This is a genomic window from Psychromonas sp. SP041, assembly GCF_000470315.2.
Lineage (GTDB): Bacteria > Pseudomonadota > Gammaproteobacteria > Enterobacterales > Psychromonadaceae > Psychromonas.
In genome coordinates, this window is record NZ_CBRF02000004.1 from 102,004 (window position 1) to 124,367 (window position 22,364).

At 35.8% G+C, this 22,364-nt stretch carries 17 protein-coding genes; 9 read left to right on the top strand and 8 right to left on the bottom strand.

The annotated features are described in order from the left end of the window. Window positions 1–371 precede the first annotated feature (371 nt). The gene (locus tag SP041_RS03625) at window positions 372–914 is read left to right on the top strand and encodes an NUDIX domain-containing protein (RefSeq protein WP_137297418.1); all 543 of its coding nucleotides are present in this window, start codon (window positions 372–374) and stop codon (window positions 912–914) included. Window positions 915–1,054: 140 nt separating this feature from the next. Here SP041_RS03625 and SP041_RS03630 read toward each other — a convergent pair whose 3' ends face one another. The 7 genes from SP041_RS03630 to SP041_RS03660 all read right to left on the bottom strand — a co-directional run bounded on the left by SP041_RS03630 (window position 1,055) and on the right by SP041_RS03660 (window position 10,364). Continuing rightward, window positions 1,055–2,605: a cryptochrome/photolyase family protein gene (locus tag SP041_RS03630; RefSeq protein ID WP_137297419.1), complete on the bottom strand. Its 1,551-nt coding sequence runs from the start codon at window positions 2,603–2,605 to the stop codon at window positions 1,055–1,057. A gap of 75 nt (window positions 2,606–2,680) precedes the next feature. Further along, window positions 2,681–2,854 carry a DUF2256 domain-containing protein gene (locus SP041_RS03635; RefSeq protein ID WP_081695314.1) on the bottom strand — a complete coding sequence of 58 codons (174 nt, stop codon included), beginning with the start codon at window positions 2,852–2,854 and terminating at the stop codon, window positions 2,681–2,683. A gap of 79 nt (window positions 2,855–2,933) precedes the next feature. Further along, window positions 2,934–4,478: a deoxyribodipyrimidine photo-lyase gene (locus SP041_RS03640; protein ID WP_240791413.1), complete on the bottom strand. Its 1,545-nt coding sequence runs from the start codon at window positions 4,476–4,478 to the stop codon at window positions 2,934–2,936. Further along, entirely contained in the window at window positions 4,475–5,890 is a 1,416-nt protein-coding gene (locus tag SP041_RS03645) for a DASH family cryptochrome (RefSeq protein ID WP_025562709.1), read from the bottom strand. The genes SP041_RS03640 and SP041_RS03645 overlap by 4 nt, the downstream gene beginning before the upstream one ends. A gap of 292 nt (window positions 5,891–6,182) precedes the next feature. Next, window positions 6,183–8,189, bottom strand: coding sequence for a diguanylate cyclase (locus SP041_RS03650; protein ID WP_025562708.1), 2,007 nt, complete (start codon window positions 8,187–8,189; stop codon window positions 6,183–6,185). 120 nt (window positions 8,190–8,309) lie between these two features. Beyond that, entirely contained in the window at window positions 8,310–9,719 is a 1,410-nt protein-coding gene (locus tag SP041_RS03655) for a hypothetical protein (protein ID WP_025562707.1), read from the bottom strand. After that, window positions 9,720–10,364 (bottom strand): DUF2913 family protein, encoded by a 645-nt coding sequence (locus SP041_RS03660; RefSeq protein ID WP_025562705.1) that lies wholly within the window; start codon window positions 10,362–10,364, stop codon window positions 9,720–9,722. Between the two features lie 243 nt (window positions 10,365–10,607). On the opposite strand from SP041_RS03660, the gene SP041_RS03665 reads away from it, so the two are divergent. Together SP041_RS03665 and SP041_RS03670 are read left to right on the top strand one after the other, a co-directional pair. Further along, window positions 10,608–11,543 (top strand): patatin-like phospholipase family protein, encoded by a 936-nt coding sequence (locus tag SP041_RS03665; RefSeq protein WP_025562703.1) that lies wholly within the window; start codon window positions 10,608–10,610, stop codon window positions 11,541–11,543. 157 nt (window positions 11,544–11,700) lie between these two features. Next, entirely contained in the window at window positions 11,701–12,243 is a 543-nt protein-coding gene (locus SP041_RS03670; protein WP_025562702.1) for a DUF1415 domain-containing protein, read from the top strand. Window positions 12,244–12,498: 255 nt separating this feature from the next. Here the strand turns inward: SP041_RS03670 and SP041_RS03675 are convergent, their stop codons facing one another. After that, window positions 12,499–13,608 carry a conjugal transfer protein TraF gene (locus SP041_RS03675; protein ID WP_025562701.1) on the bottom strand — a complete coding sequence of 370 codons (1,110 nt, stop codon included), beginning with the start codon at window positions 13,606–13,608 and terminating at the stop codon, window positions 12,499–12,501. Between the two features lie 563 nt (window positions 13,609–14,171). Here SP041_RS03675 and SP041_RS03680 point away from each other — a divergent pair. From SP041_RS03680 to SP041_RS03705, 6 genes are all read left to right on the top strand, one after another. After that, window positions 14,172–17,987, top strand: coding sequence for an ATP-binding protein (locus SP041_RS03680; RefSeq protein WP_025562700.1), 3,816 nt, complete (start codon window positions 14,172–14,174; stop codon window positions 17,985–17,987). Further along, window positions 17,980–18,603, top strand: coding sequence for a hypothetical protein (locus tag SP041_RS03685; protein ID WP_025562699.1), 624 nt, complete (start codon window positions 17,980–17,982; stop codon window positions 18,601–18,603). Before SP041_RS03680 ends, SP041_RS03685 begins: the two co-directional genes overlap by 8 nt. After that, window positions 18,603–19,844: a hypothetical protein gene (locus tag SP041_RS03690; protein ID WP_025562698.1), complete on the top strand. Its 1,242-nt coding sequence runs from the start codon at window positions 18,603–18,605 to the stop codon at window positions 19,842–19,844. The genes SP041_RS03685 and SP041_RS03690 overlap by 1 nt, the downstream gene beginning before the upstream one ends. A 2-nt stretch (window positions 19,845–19,846) precedes the next feature. Beyond that, window positions 19,847–20,740 carry a hypothetical protein gene (locus SP041_RS03695; RefSeq protein WP_025562696.1) on the top strand — a complete coding sequence of 298 codons (894 nt, stop codon included), beginning with the start codon at window positions 19,847–19,849 and terminating at the stop codon, window positions 20,738–20,740. A 193-nt stretch (window positions 20,741–20,933) separates the two neighbouring features. Further along, a complete protein-coding gene (locus SP041_RS03700) occupies window positions 20,934–21,413 on the top strand; it encodes a peptidylprolyl isomerase (RefSeq protein ID WP_025562695.1) in 480 nt (159 codons plus the stop codon). Between the two features lie 108 nt (window positions 21,414–21,521). Next, complete coding sequence (locus SP041_RS03705) at window positions 21,522–21,749, top strand: glutaredoxin family protein (protein WP_025562694.1); 228 nt, start codon at window positions 21,522–21,524, stop codon at window positions 21,747–21,749. The last annotated feature ends 615 nt before the right edge of the window (window positions 21,750–22,364 follow it).

Here is a 22,364-nt window from a genome sequence, read left to right on the forward strand (position 1 = left end):
TGTTCAACATAAAGGCATTTTAAAGGAAATAACAATCATTAATATGAATTCGATTATTGAATCAGTGATAGTGAAGCTAATATTAATGATGTCGTTTTTTAGTTTATTCATCACTAGATAAATAAAAAGGCAACGTGATCGATTAACTCATAAATTATCAAATAGAAAAATAGAAGATTATATTTGTTGCTTTGCTTTGCTTAGTTTAGTCTTTCTTATGGCTTAATGCTTTTGGTTTCTTTGGTAAACAGATTACCTCATCAAGATACCCCTGTTTTATCGATTAGTAATTGGGTAGTATGCGCAGTCTTTTTCTCAAATTGCTCAACGCCATTAACTTGGTAAGCAATTTACTTTATTTAGAGAATGTTATGCGTTTATTAAAACGGGTGGTTCACCCTGCGATTACTGAAATTGATTTAACCCCAGATCATCCTGATAGTTTTACTCGTATTGCGACTCGCGCCATCGTCATCAAAAATAATAGAATTTTGTTAATGTACACTCAGCGTTATAACGACTATTCATTGCCTGGTGGTGGTGTTGATGAAGGTGAGGAGTTGATTGAAGGACTAAAGAGAGAATTAAGTGAAGAAACAGGGGCTCTCGACATAAACAATATCAATGAGTTTGGATTATATGAGGAGTATCGTCCACACAAAAGTGATAAACACTATGCTGAATATTCAATAATGCATATGCTGTCTTACTGCTTTACCTGTGATATTGCTGATCAACTTGGTGATAGTAAGCTAGAAGATTATGAAATCAATAATGGCATGAAGGTTTGTTGGGTAGATATTGATGACGCGATTAATCATAATTTAAATACCATTAAAAATGATAAAAAGCAGGGGTTATCCATTAAAAGAGAAACGTATTTAATGGAGCAGATTAAAGATGCATTGTTATAAGCTTACCTATAAATAATGATAGGAACAAGTCACACTCACCATTTTGAGTGGTTTTTAATGATTTTATCACTGCACTTATAACCTGAATATAGTGTTCTAAATCGATGCTATAAATGCAGTAATAAACAGACAATAACCTTCTACAAATTATCTAAATTCTCTAATAGTACACTGGCTTTTTCTCTGATTTCTATTTTTTGACTTGGGTCTAGCTTATCCCAATTACGGATAGGGAAACTCATTCGGTGATTTGAAGCAAGCTGCTCATAATTCTGATCAATAAAATTCCAATACAAACTATTTAATGGGCAAGCATCTTCGCCCAGTTTTTGTTTGACGTTATAACGACAGCTTTTACAGTAATCACTCATTTTATTGACATAGTTACCGCTCGCCGCATAGGGCTTAGTTGCAATCCAGCCACCATCTGCAAACAAGGCCATACTGCGCGTGTTAGGTAGTTCTACCCACTCGATAGCATCAATATAGATGCCTAAATACCAGTCATCAACTTGGTTAGGGTCTATGCCTGCCAATAAAGTAAAGTTACCCGTGATCATTAGACGCTGAATGTGATGCGCATAAGCATGTTCAAGCGACTGTGAAATAGCACTTTTCAAACATTGCATTTTTGTATCTGCATTCCAAAAGAAGGTCGGTAAGTCTCTATTTGCGGATAATGCATTTTGTTGTGCGTAGTTCGGCATGTTCATCCAGTACATACCTCTGACATATTCCCGCCAGCCTAATATTTGTCTAATAAATCCTTCAATCTGGGAAATCGTAATCTTACCCTCTGACGCTTGATAAGCCGTTAAAGCGGATTGAATGACCTCCATGGGATTGAGCATTTTACAGTTCAATGAAAAACTGAGACGCGAGTGATATAAGCTCCAAGCGTATGGAGAGGCGTCGGTCATTGCATCTTGGAAGTTACCGAAATTAGGCAACTGATATTGACAAAAATAGTCGAGTAATTGCAAAGATTGTTGACGATTTATTGGGTAATCAACATTGGTTGATTCATACCCTATCGTCTTGATCTTGTGATGTTTGATACGTTGTAAATAGGCTTCAGCGGGGTTAGTGAATATTAATGGTTTAGGGATAACCTTCAGATCTGCTTTTTTAAATGTTTGTCGATTATTTGAATCAAAGTTCCATGCGCCGCCAACGGGTTTTGACCCCTCCATTAAAATAGAAAACTCTTTACGCATAAAACGGTAAAAATTCTCCATTCTGACATGAGTTGCTACTTGAAAATGTTGTGGTAATTGGTCAAAAGGTAACAGGAAGTGTTCAGTGTCTGCTTCATAAACCGTTAATCCATCCTGGGCGGGAAGGTTGCCTAGTTGTGACCATAAACGATATTCATCAGGTCGTTGAAAAGTAAAACTTTCACATTGATGGTGAGTGACTAATGACTTTATTAAATGCGGGAGGTCTTGATATTGGCTCGACTCATCTAACGTTAGATAACAGACACGATGGCCTTTGCTTTCAAGCATTTGAGCAAAATCGGCCATTGCTGCAAAAAATGCAGTTATCTTTTTAATGTGGTGTTTAGTATAACTGGCTTCTTGGTGAAGCTCTGCAATGACATAAATGACATCATCATCGATTTGCTGGAACCAACTGTGCATAGCATTAAGCTGATCACCTAATATCAGTCTGAGGTGTTTGGCTTGCATGGTATTTCCTTATTTTATTACGCTTTAAAACTAGAATGAAGTTCGCTTTAATTATCGCTAGGTTCACTGTTCAATTTAGTTTATTTTTAGTTTGTTAGGTTTTACGTTACTTAATGTTTTTTTGTTTCTACGACAACGTTCTGAGCAATACAGAACACTATCCCAACATGTTTTCCATTTTTTACGCCACGAAAAGTCTTTTTCACAAGTAACACACGTTTTATGTAGCAGTAATAATTTTTTATGCATGGCATTCGTCTTTTATGTTTGTACTTTATGTTTGTACTTTATGGCGTTATTTTATAGTTATTACCTTACGGTTTTTATTTTAAGTTTTTTTAATCGTTTTCTTTTTACGAACATGTTTTGCAACGATACGTGCGCCTTCATTTTTACTATCCGTGCGTTTTTGAAAACCCCATAATAAATCTCGAGCTATTTTGCCTGTTTCGTCAATATCGACCATGGGTAAGGGATAGGTTTCATCCAGTTTAAATTGATAGAGTTGTTCTTCCATTGGCGTTATCAACCAAGGCGTATGGACGATCTCTTTTGGTAATTCTGATAATTGAGGTAACCATTTTTTAATGAATATCCCGTCTTTATCTTTGTCTAAAGACTGTTTTACTGGGTTATAAACTCGAATAATATTGGTACCGGTGACGCCTGACTGCATTTGAAACTGCGGATAATGGATGCCCGGTTCAAAATCGAGAAATAGGGCGGCTAGATGGGTTACACCTAAACGCCAATCAACTAATAAGTGGTGACATAAAAAACTCACTAACATCGCGCGCATACGAAAATTTATATAACCGGTTTTGATTAAACAAAGCATGGAAGCATCGACAAGTGGGTAACCTGTTTGCGCTGTCTTCCATTTGTTTAGTCGCGCTTCAATACTTAGACCACAATGATCTTCTGGGTAGCTAAAACCTATGTAAGCTCTATTAACTGGACGCCATTGCATTTCATGTTCACTTTCAAATTTCTGTATAAAGTGACAATGCCAATGAAGTCGAGAGGCAAGACCATCAATGGGTCGTTTCCAGCCAGTTTCAGATCTTTTTATTAATATGGCCTGATAAAGTTGTCTTAAACTGATATTTCCCCAGGCTAAATAAGGCGATAATCGAGAGCAACTTTTTCGACTTGCTTGTGGTTTAGAAATATTAAAATGATAGTTTTTACCTCGATCTTTTAGAAAGGATTGTAATATTTTCTGCGCCCAACGTTCTCCACCTGTCAGCATATATTGATCGGCTGTGTACCATTCAACAGGTAATACTGATTGAGGAAGTTGTGCTAGAAATTGATGACTAACAAGCGTTGTATCAGATAACGGAGGTTTAGATAAAGCATCTCTCATGATCATGCGCCAATCATTATCCCAGCCTAATCTATTTTCTTTGCCGCGTGTTACGGCGCCGGATTTAGTTTCTTGCCATGGAATATGTTGTGTTTTACACCATTGTTTGACTGCTTTATCTCGCTCAAACGTGGATAGTAATCCGGTTTCTTGGTGACTAAATAATCCAGTGATGGTAAATGATTGTTGAATGTGACTGAGGCCATCGATGGCATGACCAAGATAGACATAGACTTGAGAGTTAAATTGATTAAGTTGATCATTAATATCTTGTAGTGATTGCAACACAAAACGCCAATGACGTAGATCGTAATGAGGGTCGTTAATTAAAAAAGGTTCAAATACGTAATATAAAATCGTTAAACCAGATTCAATTGAATGATTCAAAGGTTGGTGGTCCGTTAATCTGAGATCTCGCTTTAACCATACCACGTTGACCGATGGTTTCTGCGCGAGTTGCTCGTCCATTATATTCATTGTTTCACTAGCGATGTCATTAATCATTTAACGTTGTTTCTGCTAAATGAACTTGTTGTTAATGCATTTACTGCTGAGCTTATTGTTGCCGAATCTGAGGAAATAGGCCAATCAGAGGCATCTACAGAGTCTAGTATTTGATCTAAATAAGCTGTGTTACTACTTTTATCTAGCCACTTAGCTTGATAATCACCATTAAGATCATGCGTGTTGGTTTGTTTTTTGATATTAAAATGGCGTCCTCCACGAGGGTCAACACCCACACCTGCAATATACTGCCAATTACCCCAATTAATAGCCGCATCATAATCAATGAGTTGTTCTTCAAACCATGCGGCACCGTAACGCCAATCAACACTGAGTTCGTTTACCAAGCAACTTGCAACAATCTGTCTTCCTCTATTACTTAAATACCCTGAGTGTCTAAGTTCATTCATACAAGCATTAACTAAAGGATAAGGAGTTTTACCTAAACACCATTTTTTAAATCGTTCTGGATAAAATGTTGTAAGGGGGGCTGACCCAACAAGACCTTTAAATTGATACATTTTTGCATCCACTTTAAAGTGAACCCATTGAAAATAATCTCGCCACAATAGTTCAAGGTATAAACTTTCAGTTGATTTATTGCTTTCAACAGTCTGCTCATAGTGCTTAATATGCTGCATTACTTGCCTAACAGAAAGACACCCATAGTTAATCCAAGGTGATAGTTTAGTGCTGTTTTCCCAACCATCGAGGCTGTTTCTCACTTCCTTATAAACACTTGGATTTTCTGATGCAAAGTATTGTTTGAGATGTTTTAACCCTTGCTGTTCACCGCCTTTAAATATATGGCCTTGTTCAGGTCTACCTATTGTCGAAGCTTGCGAAGGCTCAAGCTGATAAAGCGTTACTGAAGGTGTTGCTTGGAACATACAAGGCAATGCTTTCACGGCTGAACTAGGCTGTTGAATAGCGATACTGGACATGACCTTTCTAAACTTTGAATAGCTTGCTGGCAGATTGTTAATTTCAAACGGTAAAGCATTTTCTGTAAACAAAGTGAATTGATCTACTTGGTTAATTGTTAACTCAGGGTTAAGTGTATGGAGTTTAGATAGTAAGCTGTTTTCATCGGTACCTGGCACTTTGGTGGTAATGAGATCCGTTATTTTAAATTGTTCACACAGGCTACCTAAGGTTGAAAGTGTATCGCCATAAACAATGTAAAGTTTTTGTTCTAACGTGGATAAACTTTGATTAAGATCATTTAGACTGGCTTGTAGAAATTGCCATCTTTTCTCACCTAAAGGTTTAGATTGAAACTTGTTTATTTGAAACCATTTTTTGTCAATGATATACACACAAATCAATTCATTACTTTGGCTAGCCAATTGAAGCGCTGCATTATCAGCGATGCGAAGATCTTTGGTTACCCAATATAATGTACGTTTCATGTCTACCGTTCCATTTTAAAAAATTAAAAAATTAAAAATAATGTGCAATGGAAAACTATACGAATTAAAGGGAGGATGAGATCAATATTAGAGCGTCGGTGTAGGTATTTGTAACGTTCTATTTTGAGATTTTTTGCTTGATACTAGCGATTTAAAAAGGATGAGGAGTTTATTGAAAAAACCAATAGTAACGGTTTATTGTTACTATTGATTGCTGCTATTGATTGCTTTGGGGAACATGACGGCTTGAGAGGCTATCACTGATTTATTCTATTATATAAATGATACTACCTTAGCTTGCTTGGATGGCTTTATTACGACCCGTTGTTTTAGCTTGATATAAAGCAATATCAGCACGTTTTAACATTTCATCAATATCTTCATCATAAGCAATGCGTTGTGCTGTACCAATTGATAATGTGATATTAATATCTGCTTTATTATTAACAGAAATAGGGGTGTTCTCCATCACAATACAAATCTTTTGAGAAAGTTTGAATGCTTTTTCAGCACTTAGATCTGACGCTAAGATGACAAATTCTTCACCGCCTAAACGCGCTAAAATAACTTCTTTTGGTAATACCGATCTTAAGGTTGATGCAATCATTTTTAATACGTCATCTCCAACATCATGTCCGTACACATCATTGACTCTTTTAAAGTGATCCGCATCTAGCATGAGTACAGAAATATCTGTGTCTTCTTTTAAACGTTCATTAGCTTGAAGGAAGAAATGACGACGGTTACTGATACCCGTTAATACATCGGTATTTGCGATATAAGCAAGACGTTCTTCTAATTTGATTCTATCGGTAATATCAAAAGTAGATGTTCGTGCTATTGCAAAGTGTCCTTTTTCTAATATAGAGGTAGCAGAAGTCGACACAAAGAAGGTATGGTCAGATTTACATTGAATCTCCAGTACAATACCTTCTACACTTTTATCATGCTGAAGTTGCTCAAGAAAGGCTTCAAATATACCTTTACTTTTTGCGGTTAAAAATGCTGAAAATGGTTTGCCGATCACTTCTTCACGAGAATAACCAAGCCAATTTAATTCAGTTTGATTTATTTTAAGCACAATGCCGTTTTTATCTAAACTATGATAACCACAAGGAGAATTTTCATATAAGTCACTTAATTCATTTTTAATGAATAAGTCATGACGTTGTTGACGACGTTTTTGTTCGGATAAAAGTAATAGTAAAAATAAGATTGCTGCAGAACCAATGAAAATCAGGATTACAATAAATTGGCCAAAAGCAGTAAAAAAGAATGAACGTTCATGAATAGTTTCATTCGGCAAAAAAATAACTAATTTCCAGTCATTATTTTTAATAGATTGTTTTGTGACAGAGAGGTTAATATCTTGTTCAGCTATATATTTACCAATACTACTTAAACTAAAAGGGTTAATTGATACATAACGGAATATACCTTTATCAGATTTAAGAATACCACCATCATGGCTATTGATAGTTGACCAGGCAGAGGGATACAAGTTTTCAAATTTTTGATCTACATCTTCTAAACTGCCTCCCCATTCATTACTTCTGTCATGATTACTCATCCAATAACCTTCAGGGTCTATAAGCATGCCTTGACCGTTAATGCGTAATTCCATTTGATCGCGGAAGTTCTGTAACAGTTCTGTCGATAAATAGTTCATCACAATGAGCCCTAGTTTCTCGCCTTTTTCATTCATTATAGGGGTCACAAAACGGACAACAGGTTTATAAGGAATTTCTACTTCATCATATTCAACATTTAACTCCATTGGAGAAACATAAACTTGACCCTTAGCAAGCTTAATACCTTCTTGAAAGTATTTGGAGTAACGTTTGTTTTGTCGATTTTTTGCGGGGACAATATCCGTATCATCTTCACGATAATTCATACGAATCGCTTCATTACCTTGCATATCAATCAACCTAATTTGGTCATATCGATGAAATGTAATGGCTAAATTAATAAATAACTTTTCTATTTCTTGGCGACTCGCTTGATCTCCACTTTCCATAAAATGACTTAATGCTCTAGAGCGCGTCACCATTTGTAATATCTTTAACTGGGTTTGCATTTCTTGTTGTAATGCTTGGGTAGTTGAAGACACAAAGGTTTGCTCTTGCGACAGCATTTTATCCTCTAAATTTTGAGTGTATTGCTGATATGCATAGCCAATAATTAATGCTAAAAGAATGGCAGTAATCGTATACATCCAAGCGAATCGTTTAAAAATATTAGACCAAAATGCTTCTTTCTTCGTCTGAAGCTCTGCAGAGAATTGTGTTAATGTCATTTTTGACTCTTATTATTATAATTTTTATTAACTATTAAAGTGTTCGCTTAACCATAATGTGTATCTATGATCATTATTCTTGTTAAGGGATGTTGCTTTAATAGTGAGAGACCGAATTGATTAAACAGTTCGCTGATCAAGAATAAATTCTATGCCATATAGTGAAAGTGCACTGACGCTAACACTATTGTATTCCATAGCAGTGCCTAACTTAATATTTTGCTGGCGCGCTTCTTCAATGAAGTCGAGTAAATATTGAGAAGGTTGATCGAGTAATTCTGTTGCCAATGCTTTACTGAGGATTATACCCGAAATAGGTAGAAACATTAACATGTCAATTGAGAAATCTTGTGCTTCTTCAACTAGCCAGTAAACTCGGGATTGGTTTAATCTCGCCATCACGATTAATGAGAACATCGAAGAAGGCTTGACGATCGATTGTGGGTGTTTCAAATAAAAATCAATATAACTATCACCACAACCTAACTCATCGATTAATGTATTCGCTTGCTCACGATTAAAGCCATCTGGAAACCAATCAAAGATGCTTTGTACATTAATGATTTTTCTAATATGAGAGGCGCTATTAAGGTTTAATATCTGTTTTTTATTTAAACCGTAAGGGTAAAAAATAGATTCAACTTCTTTTTCATTAATGGGATGAATGTTATTACTGTCATTGATGTTATTGACGAGGAAAAGAGGTTGGGCTGATAAGTTTTCTATTTGTTTCTGAACGAGGTGTTTAAGGTAAATCTTAGAAAATAGCGTGACTAATATATGACGTGATTGCTGTGTAGTGGGTACAGTTTGCAAGCTTGCTAAAACAGGAAAACCGAGGCTATTGGCTAAATCATATAAAGCGTGGCTTAAATTGGCCTGTATATCGCCATATAATAATAAAAAGGGACGTTGATTAAGGCTAATTAAATTATTTAATACATCCATCAACTGCAAGTCAGGTGTATTCAAATTTATTATCAGTAATTGTAAGTGACTGATGCCATGCAGTGATTGTTGTGCATCATAAAAAGTCAGGTTGTTTAAACCATTTAACTGTTCGACTTGAAGGCAATGAGGCATTTTACAGATTAGCCCAACTCGATAATGATTTAACCAATGTTCAAATAAGTGATGAGTGCTGCTTTTCCAATATTGGACACTTTCAATGAGTCTTTCATTGTATTCACAATAATCAAAATGAGGCAAATCTATTGCCATACTAGGCAAATCACCTAACCAAAATATTTCTATATCGGCTCGTTCTTTCAATAATTGTAATAGGGCGTGACAGTGAGGGCTTTGTTCTATTATTTCCGTTAAAATGACTCCGCTGCCTAATGGGCAAGTGCTTAGTAGCAGCGTGAGTGTTTCAACATCAGTGACAACTTGGTAATCAATATCAACAAAAGAAGGCGTTCCACTAATACTGTAAAGTGGGAAAACCGTTTCATTTTGAGTTTGCTCGTCATTCAATAATAATTGTAATTCTTGCTCACTCAATAATGCACTTTGTTGGCGCTTAACCATTTAGATTTCTAATAGCTCAGGCAAGAAATCACCGTTATTATTTGGGTATATAATGTATTCACCGTGGTACTTAACTTTTGATTTATAATCAGTGACTTTGTAGAGTAAAAGAGATTGATCAAAAGCCGCTTGTAATGCTTCAGCAACATCACCACGAATATATAAGCTGATTGGTTTAACTAATACCCCATCTTCAAAGTGTGATTCAAACTCCTGACTACAAATGATCATTGATGCTTGACCGCCGCTATGACGATTTAACTTTTCACCAACTTCTAGATCAGTATTCACCATCCATTGTTGTTCAGTTAATTTGTCACAAAGCGCGACAACTTGATCTTTATTAACGATTTTTGGTGTTAATGCTTCATTAAATACATGTTCATAGCTTTGTTTAATGGCAGTGAACGTTTCAACTAATGCGGCATTTTTACCTAAGCTACGTGCTTTACGTTGCCATATTGTTAAAGTCGGTACCACATCACTTTCAAAACGTTTTTTCTTAATCGCATTAGTGGTCCAAGCAGCTAAAAAGTGTGTTTCACTAAGTGGATTCTTAGGAATTTTACCTTTTAATTGTGCTTCATTTAAGTCTGCTAATGCACTGGTAACGACGTGATGAATTGATGTTGAAAAACTAGTCATGGTGATCCTACTGATGAAAAATTATAAGGTTAAAAGTATGACAGGCTAACAACATAGGAACAAGTAAAGAAAAGCTAATTACTGCTATTTGCTGAGAAACATAGTGCGATGATAAAAAGAGTATGGAAGATCCGTTAAAATCTAGGCTATATAGGTCATTGCTTCCATTAAACTCACTTAAAAACTTCATAATAGAGGTAAACTTCTTTAAACTAATTACTCTTTGTTACTCTAAGGTTTTTTATGCATATCGATATCACTGGAACTACATGTACGTCAGATAAAAATATTTCGTTGGTACTTGGTAGTGGCGGTGCGCGTGGTATGGCTCATATCGGTATTATTAGATGGTTGGTGGAAAATGATTATCACATTAAATCAATTTCAGGATGCTCAATTGGGGCACTTATTGGTGGAGTGTTTGCGGCCGGTAAATTAGATGAGTTTGAGCAATGGGTATGTGGCTTAGATAAACTATCGATTATCTCATTATTAGATATTTCTTGGACCTCTAGTGGTTTATTACGTGGTGATAAAATCATTGATACGTTAAGAGAATTATTAGGTGATCAGCCAATAGAAGGGCTGCCCCTTAAATTCACTGCGGTAGCGGCTGATATTGAAAATGAAAAAGAAGTATGGATAAACTCTGGTTGTTTATTTGATGCGATTCGCGCTTCTATCTCATTACCGCTGTTCTTTACGCCTGTGTTAAGGAAAGGGGTTCAACTTATCGATGGAGGGGTCTTAAATCCTGTGCCAATTGCGCCGACGTTTAGTGATCAGACTGATTGTATTATTGCCGTAAATCTAGGCGGTGAAATGAATCATAACTGCCCTGAACCTGACACGCTAAGTGAAGTGTTGACCAGTGTTGATGAGTTATCTTTTCAACAGAAGATTGGACATTATATTAAACAATTAAGTGATAATTTAGGTGGTATTGTGCCTAAACCTTCAAGCCTAGAAGCTTACGATATTGCAGACCAAGCTTTTGATGCGATGCAAAGTACTATTGCACGCCTAAAATTAGCCGCTTATCCTGCAGATTATAATATTGTCATCGCACGGAATGCTTGTGGCACATTAGAATTTGACCGTGCAAGAGAAATGATTGATTTAGGTTATAAAAGTGCAGAAAAGATTTTAAATAATAATAAACAGCTCGTGAGTAAATAAAGGCTTATGTCATTCTTTATCTTCACAAAATATAAATAATTACATAACTGAAAAAATAGTTAAGTAGTTAAATAACTAAGTAAGTAAGTAAGTAAGTAGCAAAGTGGATAAACCGTTTAACAATCTAATAGTTTGCTATTAATAAGAAGGGAACAATGTGGACGTAGTAAGTAGTACTCAAGCGTGGGTCAATAAAGTGATCGTGAAATACAATATTTGTCCTTTTGCTAAAAAAGAGATGGATAGAGGCAGTATTCGTTATTGCGAAGACAACAGTACAGACATTGAAGGTGTACTCGACCGCTTAACGGAAGAGTGTGTCTTTCTTGATAATAATGAACAGACTGAAACTACGTTATTGATTTTGAGTGAAGCGTGTACCGACTTTGATAGTTTCTTAGATCTTGTTTACTTATCTAATCACTTATTACAAATGAGTCATTATGAAGGCGTTTATCAGTTAGCACATTTCCATCCTGATTATTGTTTTGAAGGTGATCCTGAAGAAGCTGCATCCAATTACAGTAACCGTTCTCCTTATCCCACCTTACATATCATTAGAGAAAGCAGCATGGAAAAAGCAATTGCAGCACATCCTGATGTTGATGGAATTCCAGACAGGAATATCGAGTTTCTAAATAAGAAGGGTAGCCCATTTTTTGCTGATCTATTAGCGAGTTGTCTATTGGTTAAAAGTTAATGTCTGGCTAATTGCATAGATAATAGAGGATTTAGCATAAAGGCTAACGAACTAGAAACGTAACTTGTTTGGTCATCTATTTAGCATTTTATTCGGTATTCCATTCAACCTTCTATTTTTAATGATCTGAGTCTTGATTGTTTTAAACGGAATGGTAGCGCTTTAAATTAAATGACATGGTTTTAAACGGAATGGCATACAGCCTTTAGACAGTATGTCATTCCGTTTCCACATTAAATCTTGTATTAAAAAGTATTAAAAAGTAAAAGCTAAGTTAGCTGAAACGCCTACTTGGTTTTCACCTGCGTATGAGCCTGCAATATCCACACTAACCACATCAAAAGGGCTGATGCCAATACCTGCAGTGATTGAATTATCCAGTGTTTCTTCTAAATCAATTTCGTAACCAGCACGTAATTGTGCCCAACCCCAAGCATTTCCTTCAATACCGAACCTGATGAATTGTGTATCGTCATTGGTATCAATATTTTCAAAACGTGTTTGTTTCGTTAAATCTGCATCAATAGCGGCAACAAAGTAATCAGTGTCATAAGCAACCCCGACAGTAACCTGTGTGTCGAGATTATAAGTACCATTTATATTACCTTGGTTATCTGACACATCGATTTCTTGTGCAATTAGATCTTTAACTGCCAAAGCAACACGGAAGTCTTCTTTGTACCATACGGCACCTAAATCAACGTTAAATGCACTTTTTGTTGTTTCACTTTCATCGTAGTCATCAACATCAAAGTCCTCAACAGTAGCCACTTGAGCATAGGTCGTCATTTGTTGATATTTAGGCGTTATACCAAAAGAGAAATGCTCGCCTGATATTTGAAATTGTTTTGCTAAGGCCAAACCAAGCTCAATGTATCCAAATGCAACTAAATCGACCGTTGAATTTTGGTAATCATTATTAGTTATATCGGTAGTGGCGACTATTTCAGCGTAACTATGTACAAATAAATTAGAAGCAACAATATCAGTTGGTAATGCGATGGCCAAATCGATACCAGCATTCACTCGTACCGGTTCAGCACCATCGAGTTCGTTAAGGCTTTGATTAATCGCACTTTGATTATTATCATCGATATGATATTGAAGGTCGTCAATAACGCTAATAGCGTCGTTTTGGTCATTAACTGAAACTTCTAATCCCAGAAAAATACCAAAGTCATCTTCATCTTTGTAACTTGCGGTTAATGCTGGGTTATAAAATGGTGCTGTGAGGTAATCGGCAGACGCCACGCCTGTATTACCCATTGCATTACCACGTGCATCGGCTACTTTATTCGCCGCGCTTACATTTGAAGCGAATAATGCCCCCATAATACTTAATGCTAATATTGATTTATTATTCATGTTTGAACGTCCTTTTAATAAACGGGTATGCTTCTAAATAATTGATGTTAGTTTGTTTTTTATGACAAATCTACTCTATATTGGGTATTTTTTGTGAGGTTGTATTTAAATTATAAACGTTGGCATTTATTTTCTTATCTAATGAATAATGTAATGACGAAAAGAGTAAATAGTCGATCGATGAAAAGAATGAAGAGTAGAGTCACAGTCAAAGCTTATATTGTCTTCATCATTAGTAAGGGACTGCCGTGCATATAAAATGGAGCACATAGTGCTTTCAATGTTGTAATTTGATGCGGGGGTTATCCACCGCTCAAAACCGAGTGAAATGTTATCGGTATTGAAACGTAGCTATTTTTTACAGATTAAAACCCATTAGATGTCGGTATTGCTTAGATATCCTGCAATTATTAAAATTAACGTAATATCTGACTTAAAACTGGTCGACAAAATTGCTTAAGAACGATAAATTGATGAGTTTTTTGCGTCGTATTTTTATACCGTTAGAATAACGCAGTATTTATCTCTCTTCTTTCATATATTTTAGTTAACAAGGAACTTCCATGGCACAACAAGTCTATCAATTATTACGTATTATTATTATCGATAGCTTTTGGAAAGGACAAGTTAACGAGTTAGATTTATCTGGTCATACTCAGCTTGAAGGGACTAATGGTGCGGGTAAAACATCGTTAATGCGATTATTGCCTCTATTCTATGGAATGCGCCCAAGTGATATCGTGAGTAAGGTTGACCAAGCTAAGAATTTTGCTGATTATTACCTTCCAAGAGACTCGAGTATGTTGGTTTATGAATACCAACGTCCAGGCGGTCAAACATGTATGGCATTAGCCAGTTCAGATGGACGTGGCGTACAGTTTAAATTCATTGATAGTGGTTTTGATAGTCATCTCTTTATTGGTGATAACCAAATTCCTTTAACTGTCTCTGAAGTAGAAAGAGTTTATCGCAACCTAGGCGTTGAGTGTTCAGTTTATTTAGGTGTTGATAAATATCGTCAAGTGATTCAAAACTTACGCAGTGGTCGTAAAGTTAAAGAAGTAAGACAACTACAAAACAGATTCTCTTTTAGTGACCTAGCAACACCTCATTTAGATAAAGTGGTTAACGGCACGATTGAAAAGAACCTGGATTTTGATGCGGTAAAACAAATGCTGGTGGCTATTGCTAGCGACCATATCGCAAGGTCAGTAGGTGAAGAAAAAGAGCAAATAACACTTAATAAGCAAGATATAAGCTTATGGTTAGCGGATATTCAAGCCAGTCGTTCTATTCAAAAAGTAAGTGATAAAATTGCACTGTGGCAAACGGACTTTACGCAGTTAGACAATTTATTAGTTAAATTACAACATTTGCATGCAGAAATGTTAGCTCATCAACAAACAATTTCTTCATTGCAAACGCAGCGTAGTGAGCAAAAATCTCAATTCAAAGATGAAATAACGACATTAGATAAACAGTTAAAAGAACAAAGTAGTTTGTTACAAACTGAGATCAGTAAACTGTTGGCTAAAATAGAAGCCGATCAAAGTCGTATCGATTTATTAGATGACGATAAATTAAAATTCGACGATAACGATGCGGCTAGCTTTCAACTTCAAGCTGATAATGCACCTCGTTACCAACAAGCACTTAATGATGTTAATGAAATCATTGAAGCCTTTGAAGGTAACCTAAATAAAGTCCAATCTAAATTCGAATCTTTGCTACAAGCGTTAACCTTACAGAAAGTAAAAGATGAAGCGCGTAATAATGAACAAGTGGCAAAAGTGAAAGATCAAGCCAGTGTTCAGCTGTCTATTATCTCTGAGACTTACCAAGGTCAGTTAAGTAAATTAAATGAGCAATTAAACGAAAGCTATTTAAAACTTAATATGGATCTACAGACCTTACAAAACCAGTTAAAAATGCTGGAGATGGAACAACAAAGCATTAAAGTCGATCCTGAGTTACAAGCTGAGATTGAGCTTAACCAACGTAATATGTCTGAAGTGAAAGATAACTTAAGCGATCTATTACAAGTACTCAGTAGTGATAACGAACAGTTAAATACATTCGATAAACAGCGTCTGTTATTATTAGATCAACATACTAAAAACAATCGCCAACTCGACAGTTCTAAAAAATCTCGCCAACAATTACAACTGCAATTATTACCTGAAGTAGATTCACTTCAGCACTTCTTAACCAATGAAAGCCAAGCTGCGGGCTGGAAAGATAATATTGGGCGAGTCTTGTCTGCAGAGCAATTAGCACGCAAAGATTTAACACCTCAATGGTTAGTGCAAGACTCTCCTCTTAGTTTATTTGGATTACAAATCGACTTGGACCAACTACAAGATAATGACTTGCAGCTGAATGAAAACGAGTTACGTGAGAAATTAAATGAAATCGAAGTAAAAATTACCACCTTGAATCAGCAGGGTGAAGCGTTAAGCACACAGTTAAGTGAACTTAATAAACAGATTAATAATCAACAACTGCTGATCAGTGAACGTAAGCAAAGCTTACAAAAAGCAGAATTGAAACGTGAGCAGTTTAAAACGCAACAAGAAAACCTCGACATTAAAAAGCAACGTTATTTAAAACAGGCTGCGTTAGCGTTTGAAGATAATATTAAAAAACTCAATACTAAAATTAAACAACAACAAGTTAAATTAGAAGAGTTTAAAGCGTTACAACAAGAACAACGTTTTGATCTTAACAATCAAATGCTAGATCAACGTATGGTGATTGAGTCTGACCGTGATAGCCAATTAGAGCAATTAGAAGAGCAATTAGCTTCTATTCTAGAGAGTGCTAAAACACGTCAAAAAGATTATAAACAACAACGTGATCAAGCCTTAGACAAGTTAGATCCAGATGGTGAAGTGGATAAACGTATTAAACAACGAGTTGAATTAACTGAACAGCTTGAAGCTTGTGCTGTTTGGGCGCGTAAAGCGCGTGAATACCAACAATTCATGAATGAGCGTTATATTCATCGCGATCAACTGGTTGAACAGAATCAAAACCGTGAAGTGCAAAAGCGTGGTCTTGAAAACAACTTATCTGATGTCACCATTGAAAAAACTCATTTAATTAGCGAAAAGCAGAAGTTACATAAAAAAGTATCACAACAATTAAATGATGATGCTGATTTGTTGCTACAACTTGGTTTAGCACAGCGAGAGTGTGAGCAATATGGTATTGAAGCAATATTATCTGATACTGAACCTCATAATAATGCCGATTTAACCGTCACGTTCTGTGGTGATTGGATCAAACAATTCAAAGTGATCGACAAACGCTTACAAAGCCAAATTACACAATTTAATACGGCCTTTGGTAAAAACAACGGTAATAGTGAACTGTATGAAAACTGGGTTAAGTTAGTGGCAGATAATGATATTTATAAAGGCGCACGTAGCTTATTTAAATATCAACATCCTATTGCAGATTTACTGAGTAGCGCCGTTCAAAAACAAAAAAATACGTATCAATTAGTGACGGTTAACGCCAATATGATCAATGAGTTTTATCAGCACATTGAACACTTTGCGCGTCGTATTAAAAGCATTGGCAAACAATTATCAAGTAACGTGACCAAATTGGCACACTTTGAAGCATTAGCAGATATCAATGTGAATACCGTGATGAAGCAAGAAGAGCTTGATTACTGGGGACCGTTACAACAGTTTGCAAAGTTATTTGATAAGTATCGTGATGATCTACGTGAAGGCGTCGGTGATATCCCAGACGACTTAATCGTGGCAATGCAAAAACTGTCTGCTTATTTACCAAGTGATGGCTTTGCATTAGCGCATCATCAGTTGTTTGATATTGAGTTTACTATCTCTGAAAAAGGGCAGTTAAAGCATGCTCGTAATGCTAGACAACTTAAAAAGATCAGCTCGACAGGGTTATCCTATTTAGCGATGTTGTCTTTATATGCTGGCATATTAGGCATGTTAAGAGGCGAGAGTGATACACAAACACAAATCATTCTACCGGTAGATGAATTAGGTGAGCTAGCCGCAGAGAATATCGATCTACTATTAACGATGTTTAATGATAATGCGATTACCATGTTATCGGCTTCTCCTTCAACGGATCGCCATATATTGTCGTTATATCAACGTCATTATAAAATCAAAGACAATAAGATTTTCCATGCGCATATTCCAACGTCGCGTTTAGATGAATTACTATTAAAACGTAAGCAAGTATCTGACACATTAAATGCAGAGTCATTAGCTGTTGAATCAGTGGAAAAAGCTTCTTTACACTTGGATGTTGAAGAAACAAATAATAGTGAAGAAACAAATAATACGGCAATGACTACTGAAACAACACAGACGGAGAGCCAAGATGTTTAAACAAACAGTACAACACTTACTGACTGGTGCCGTTATTTGTGAAACAGGCTTTGCAGACGAATACTTGTTTTTACAAGCCCAATCGAATCAAGATCGTGTCACGGATTTTTTATCAAATCTAGACCGTCAATTAACTTATTTAGACAGTGCAGATGCTTTCTATTGCACTTTCAATGAAGTGGACAGTAATAACACTGCTGAACTCAGTGCTTTGTTTACTGATATCAGAGGCATGTTTCGCCCATTAGTTGAATTTTTAGAGCTAATTTTAACGGCCAGTCAAACAGATTTACCTATTCATGCTAAATCTATCATCAACATTAATGATTTATTTGACCCTTTTGAACATGATCAAACGCTACGTGAACAGTTACGTCATTTAACGGCCATCAAACCTTTTAAAACCAATAAACTGGAAAGCCGCGAACAGTTAGTGTTTGTCTTTCATAAATTAGAAGAGTTAGGCTACTTCGTACGTAAAAATACGGGTAGTAGTCGTTACTTTGCAACGGCGCGTTTTGACTTAGTGTATTTGCTTATCGAGTTTTTAAATGATTCTGAACGTATTGAATTACCAGAAACAGTAGAGCAACAACAAGAAGAGTTATTGTTCTAATGGCCGGTTATGATACAAAAGATGTTGCTGAATTATTACGTCAACTAGGCAGTAATGATCAATTATTAGCAGAAGCTTATGTTTTTGGCTCAGTGCAAGGTGATGGTGACGATGCTCGTAAAATAGCGGCATTACATAAAAAGTCATTACTTAGACCTGATGATGAGCCGGGTGATTACCGAGTGAGTGCTGAACTTAAGCGTATGCTTAATCGTTTAATGCGTAAACAAAGCAGTTACCGTCAGCTAACCGATATGGGTAAGGTCATTGATGTTTTAGAAGATACGGTGAATGATTACCGACTGTCAGTGATTGGCGACCAGCAAGATGATGCTGAATATTACTTAGATCAGTTAGACGATCTCTTATATGAAGCGAAAGATAATCTAAACGTTAGCTTAGATAATATGCATTATGCGATTTCTAGTCAGTTTGGTTTTGTGTCGACCATCAGCGCTAAAGTCCGTGAAAATGAACGCGCGTTAACCTATGCACAAAAACTATTAACTGAGTTACAACAGATAGACCCTGAAACCTGTTACGAGTGGATGAATTGGGCTTGTCCTGTTGAATTAGCACGTAAAATTAGTGGCTTTATTTACTGGTTTAATCAAACGTTACCTCGATTGCGTTTTATCATTGATAGTATGCGCCTTAGCTTATTCAAATTAAGACGCGATGAAAAACAGGCAAGTTTATTGCGTAATATGGCGCGATACTTAAATAAGCATCCTGAATTTGAAATTAATGAGACGATCTTCGAAGACAAAGCCTTGCCTAAATCGCTACGATTTGCAGCGCCTATGCCGATTAAGTCTTATATTAATGTTAAAGAAACTGCGCATGAGCAAGCTTTAATAGAAATAGTGCAATCATTACGCAAGCTTAATAGCGTGACTAAACCTTCCGCGCGTGAAACGTCTTCCGTTGAAGTTTTAGACAATGTACCAATGAGCTTTAGCTATGATTACTTTGAAGAACAAACTGAACGCTTATTTGAACTCGCGATCACGACTAACGAGGCTGTTTCTGCAGTGAGTTATTGGCAAGAAGCATTACCTGAATGGCATCGTGAAAAGCAACATATAGAACCTGTTGCGTGGGTTGAGTTAGTGTTTAGTAGTTACTGTAAGCTAACCAATGCCCAACAAGCATTGATTGATATAAAGCCCAAAGGAAAACAGTTAGCCGGTATCTCTCATAACTGGTCTTATAGTGACATTGTAGTAAAAGTGAACTAACGATGAACGGTCATCATTTTAATAAAATACAATACAACTTCTTTGCTAAACACCTTAAAGCTGACCTTGGCAATGTTAAGATGGCCAAAAGTTGTCAATGGCTGGTTGATGCGCATCGAATTGGGCGCATTGTTAATGGCTATTGGCTTTATACTGAAAAAGACAGAGCAGCAATAATTCAATTAGTTAAGTCACAATTAAATGTTGATCTCCTTTTTGATGCTTACCCTGAACAGCAATCTAGAATAGAGGTTGCTGCCTACCATAATGATGAAAAAGCCAATGCACTGGCTGTTAGTAAAGATTTTGTATTAGTTAATTCATTGAACACCTTACACATTAATTCAAAAAGCTTAGATATTAATGCGTTTTCATCACTGGGTATTTATATCAATGCGAATAAGATAGAGACCATAGAGCATAAACACATTGTGTTGGTTGAAAATCTGGCGGTGATGGCCAATTTAAATAAGCTCGTGTTAATGGATAATGCGAAACACTTAGTGAATGCTCTATGGGTTTACCGTGGAGACGTAAAGCGAGAACAAAGTACGGGTCGTGCTTATGATTTCTTTAGACGCTTTAAAGGATCTCATCAATTATTATGCTTTGCTGACGTTGACCCTGAAGGTATTAAGATTGCTATCACCAGTGGTGCATCTGCCATTTTATCGCCTAACGCCCATGCTTTGATAAACTTTAATGTAGGTGGACATGATTTCGACTATTTTAAACAATCCACTGCTAAGCAATACTTGATGAATAAAAGTAATCAAGGTGATTTCCCATTAGAACTTGATAAGTTATTTACAGCGATGTCAGCACAAAGACAAACGATTAAACAAGAGCATATATTAGCTCACCAAATACCTTTGTCGGTATTTACATTAGATTAAATACATCATTAACTAATTACATCATTAACCAGTTACATCATTAACCAACAATTAAAAATGGCGAAGACTTGTTAGTAAAAAATCACTAATGAAGTCTCTGCACATATCGTAAACATTAATTTATAAACTCTTATTTATCTTTTATTTAATTTATAATTAAGATAAAAAGAATCAATATTTAAAAGGAAAGAAAATGCAAATAGCTAAAAATAGCGTCGTCGAATTTCACTATCGTCTTACTGAAGGCACTGAACTATTAGAAGATAGTGCAGGTAATAACCCATTGATTTATCTTCACGGTGCTGGTGGTTTATTTGAAAAAATGGAATTAGGATTTGTTGACAAAACAGTGGGTGATAAATTTGAAGTGACATTAACGCCACAAGAATCATACGGTGAACGCCGTGAAGGTGCTTTACAACGTATTCCACTTAAGCATTTACAAGGTGCTAAAAAATGGACTGCAGGTATGACGGCGGTTGTTGAATCTAACCAAGGTAAGCAAGAAGTCACACTTATTAAAGTAGGGCGCTTCAATGCTGATTGTGATTTAAACCATCCTTTTGCAGGTAAAACATTAACCTTCAATATTGAAGTAGTGAGTGTTCGTGCTGCAACTGAAGACGAGTTATCACACGGTCATGCACATGCTAAAGGTGGTTGTGGTCATTAATCGTCTTAACAAATAGTAGATAAGTGTCAATTTGAATAGGCTGTATAGCACGTTCAAATTGACACCTGTTCTTTCTACTTTGCTCTCGAATATTTTAGGAATCTTTATATGAAGCGTATTACTTTATTTTCTATGGCTAATTGCCCTCACTGCAAAACAGCAAAGCAATATCTTGAACAGCAAAAAATAGCGTTTAGATTAGTGGATGTTAAAAGCCCTGCAGGGCAAAAAGAGTTTGCTAAAACCGGCTACCGAGGTGTACCTGTGTTAAAGGTAGGCGATCAATTATTAAATGGGTTTAGCGTAAAAGGATTTAATAATTTATATAAAGAATAATACTTTAGTGAGGCTTAATGGTATCACTAAGTTTCATTGTCATTCTTAGTAAGTGATATTCACTAGTAAGACGCTTCCAATAGCGATTACTCTAGTATTTCAAATACGAAATAATGTTTATATATCCACTAATATTGATAACTTAGCCTTTAATTCAGTTTCTGAATTAAAGCCGTTATCTATTGATGGTTTCTATTTTAGTGTTTAATCATTATTCACTATAATCAATCATGCGCGCCACAAGAATACACCGACTTAATACTTCCTTTAGTTTACCTTTCTATTTTTATAGATCACCTCACATCAATCTCTTTGCATAGCGATTTTTACTCATTTTTTATCTTTCTCAATGAGTTTCAATTACCTTTTTCGCTTACCTGACATTAATTAAAATAATTAATGATTTTCTATGACTTTTTAATTAAATTTTTGTTGCTAGATTTTTAATTAATGCTTACTCTCAGGAATAATTTTTTGAAACTAATTTATTGATTATTTTAATGATCTCATTGGACTATTTTAATATTCGAATTAGTATTAAATCGACATGATTTTTATAATTAGTTTTTTATGTGTTTTTACAATAGATAGTCGTTTGTAATTGTTTAATGGAGT

Bases quoted from the DNA above. Each gene is read 5' to 3' on its own strand.
- SP041_RS03660 (WP_025562705.1), bottom strand. From the start codon at position 10,364: ATGACTAGTTTTTCAACATCAATTCATCACGTCGTTACCAGTGCATTA.
- SP041_RS03675 (WP_025562701.1), bottom strand. From the start codon at position 13,608: ATGAATAATAAATCAATATTAGCATTAAGTATTATGGGGGCATTATTC.
- SP041_RS03680 (WP_025562700.1), top strand. From the start codon at position 14,172: ATGGCACAACAAGTCTATCAATTATTACGTATTATTATTATCGATAGC.
- SP041_RS03705 (WP_025562694.1), top strand. From the start codon at position 21,522: ATGAAGCGTATTACTTTATTTTCTATGGCTAATTGCCCTCACTGCAAA.
- SP041_RS03630 (WP_137297419.1), bottom strand. From the start codon at position 2,605: ATGCAAGCCAAACACCTCAGACTGATATTAGGTGATCAGCTTAATGCT.
- SP041_RS03695 (WP_025562696.1), top strand. From the start codon at position 19,847: ATGAACGGTCATCATTTTAATAAAATACAATACAACTTCTTTGCTAAA.
- SP041_RS03635 (WP_081695314.1), bottom strand. From the start codon at position 2,854: ATGCATAAAAAATTATTACTGCTACATAAAACGTGTGTTACTTGTGAA.
- SP041_RS03690 (WP_025562698.1), top strand. From the start codon at position 18,603: ATGGCCGGTTATGATACAAAAGATGTTGCTGAATTATTACGTCAACTA.
- SP041_RS03650 (WP_025562708.1), bottom strand. From the start codon at position 8,189: ATGACATTAACACAATTCTCTGCAGAGCTTCAGACGAAGAAAGAAGCA.
- SP041_RS03625 (WP_137297418.1), top strand. From the start codon at position 372: ATGCGTTTATTAAAACGGGTGGTTCACCCTGCGATTACTGAAATTGAT.
- SP041_RS03685 (WP_025562699.1), top strand. From the start codon at position 17,980: ATGTTTAAACAAACAGTACAACACTTACTGACTGGTGCCGTTATTTGT.
- SP041_RS03665 (WP_025562703.1), top strand. From the start codon at position 10,608: ATGCATATCGATATCACTGGAACTACATGTACGTCAGATAAAAATATT.
- SP041_RS03700 (WP_025562695.1), top strand. From the start codon at position 20,934: ATGCAAATAGCTAAAAATAGCGTCGTCGAATTTCACTATCGTCTTACT.
- SP041_RS03645 (WP_025562709.1), bottom strand. From the start codon at position 5,890: ATGAAACGTACATTATATTGGGTAACCAAAGATCTTCGCATCGCTGAT.
- SP041_RS03655 (WP_025562707.1), bottom strand. From the start codon at position 9,719: ATGGTTAAGCGCCAACAAAGTGCATTATTGAGTGAGCAAGAATTACAA.
- SP041_RS03640 (WP_240791413.1), bottom strand. From the start codon at position 4,478: ATGATTAATGACATCGCTAGTGAAACAATGAATATAATGGACGAGCAA.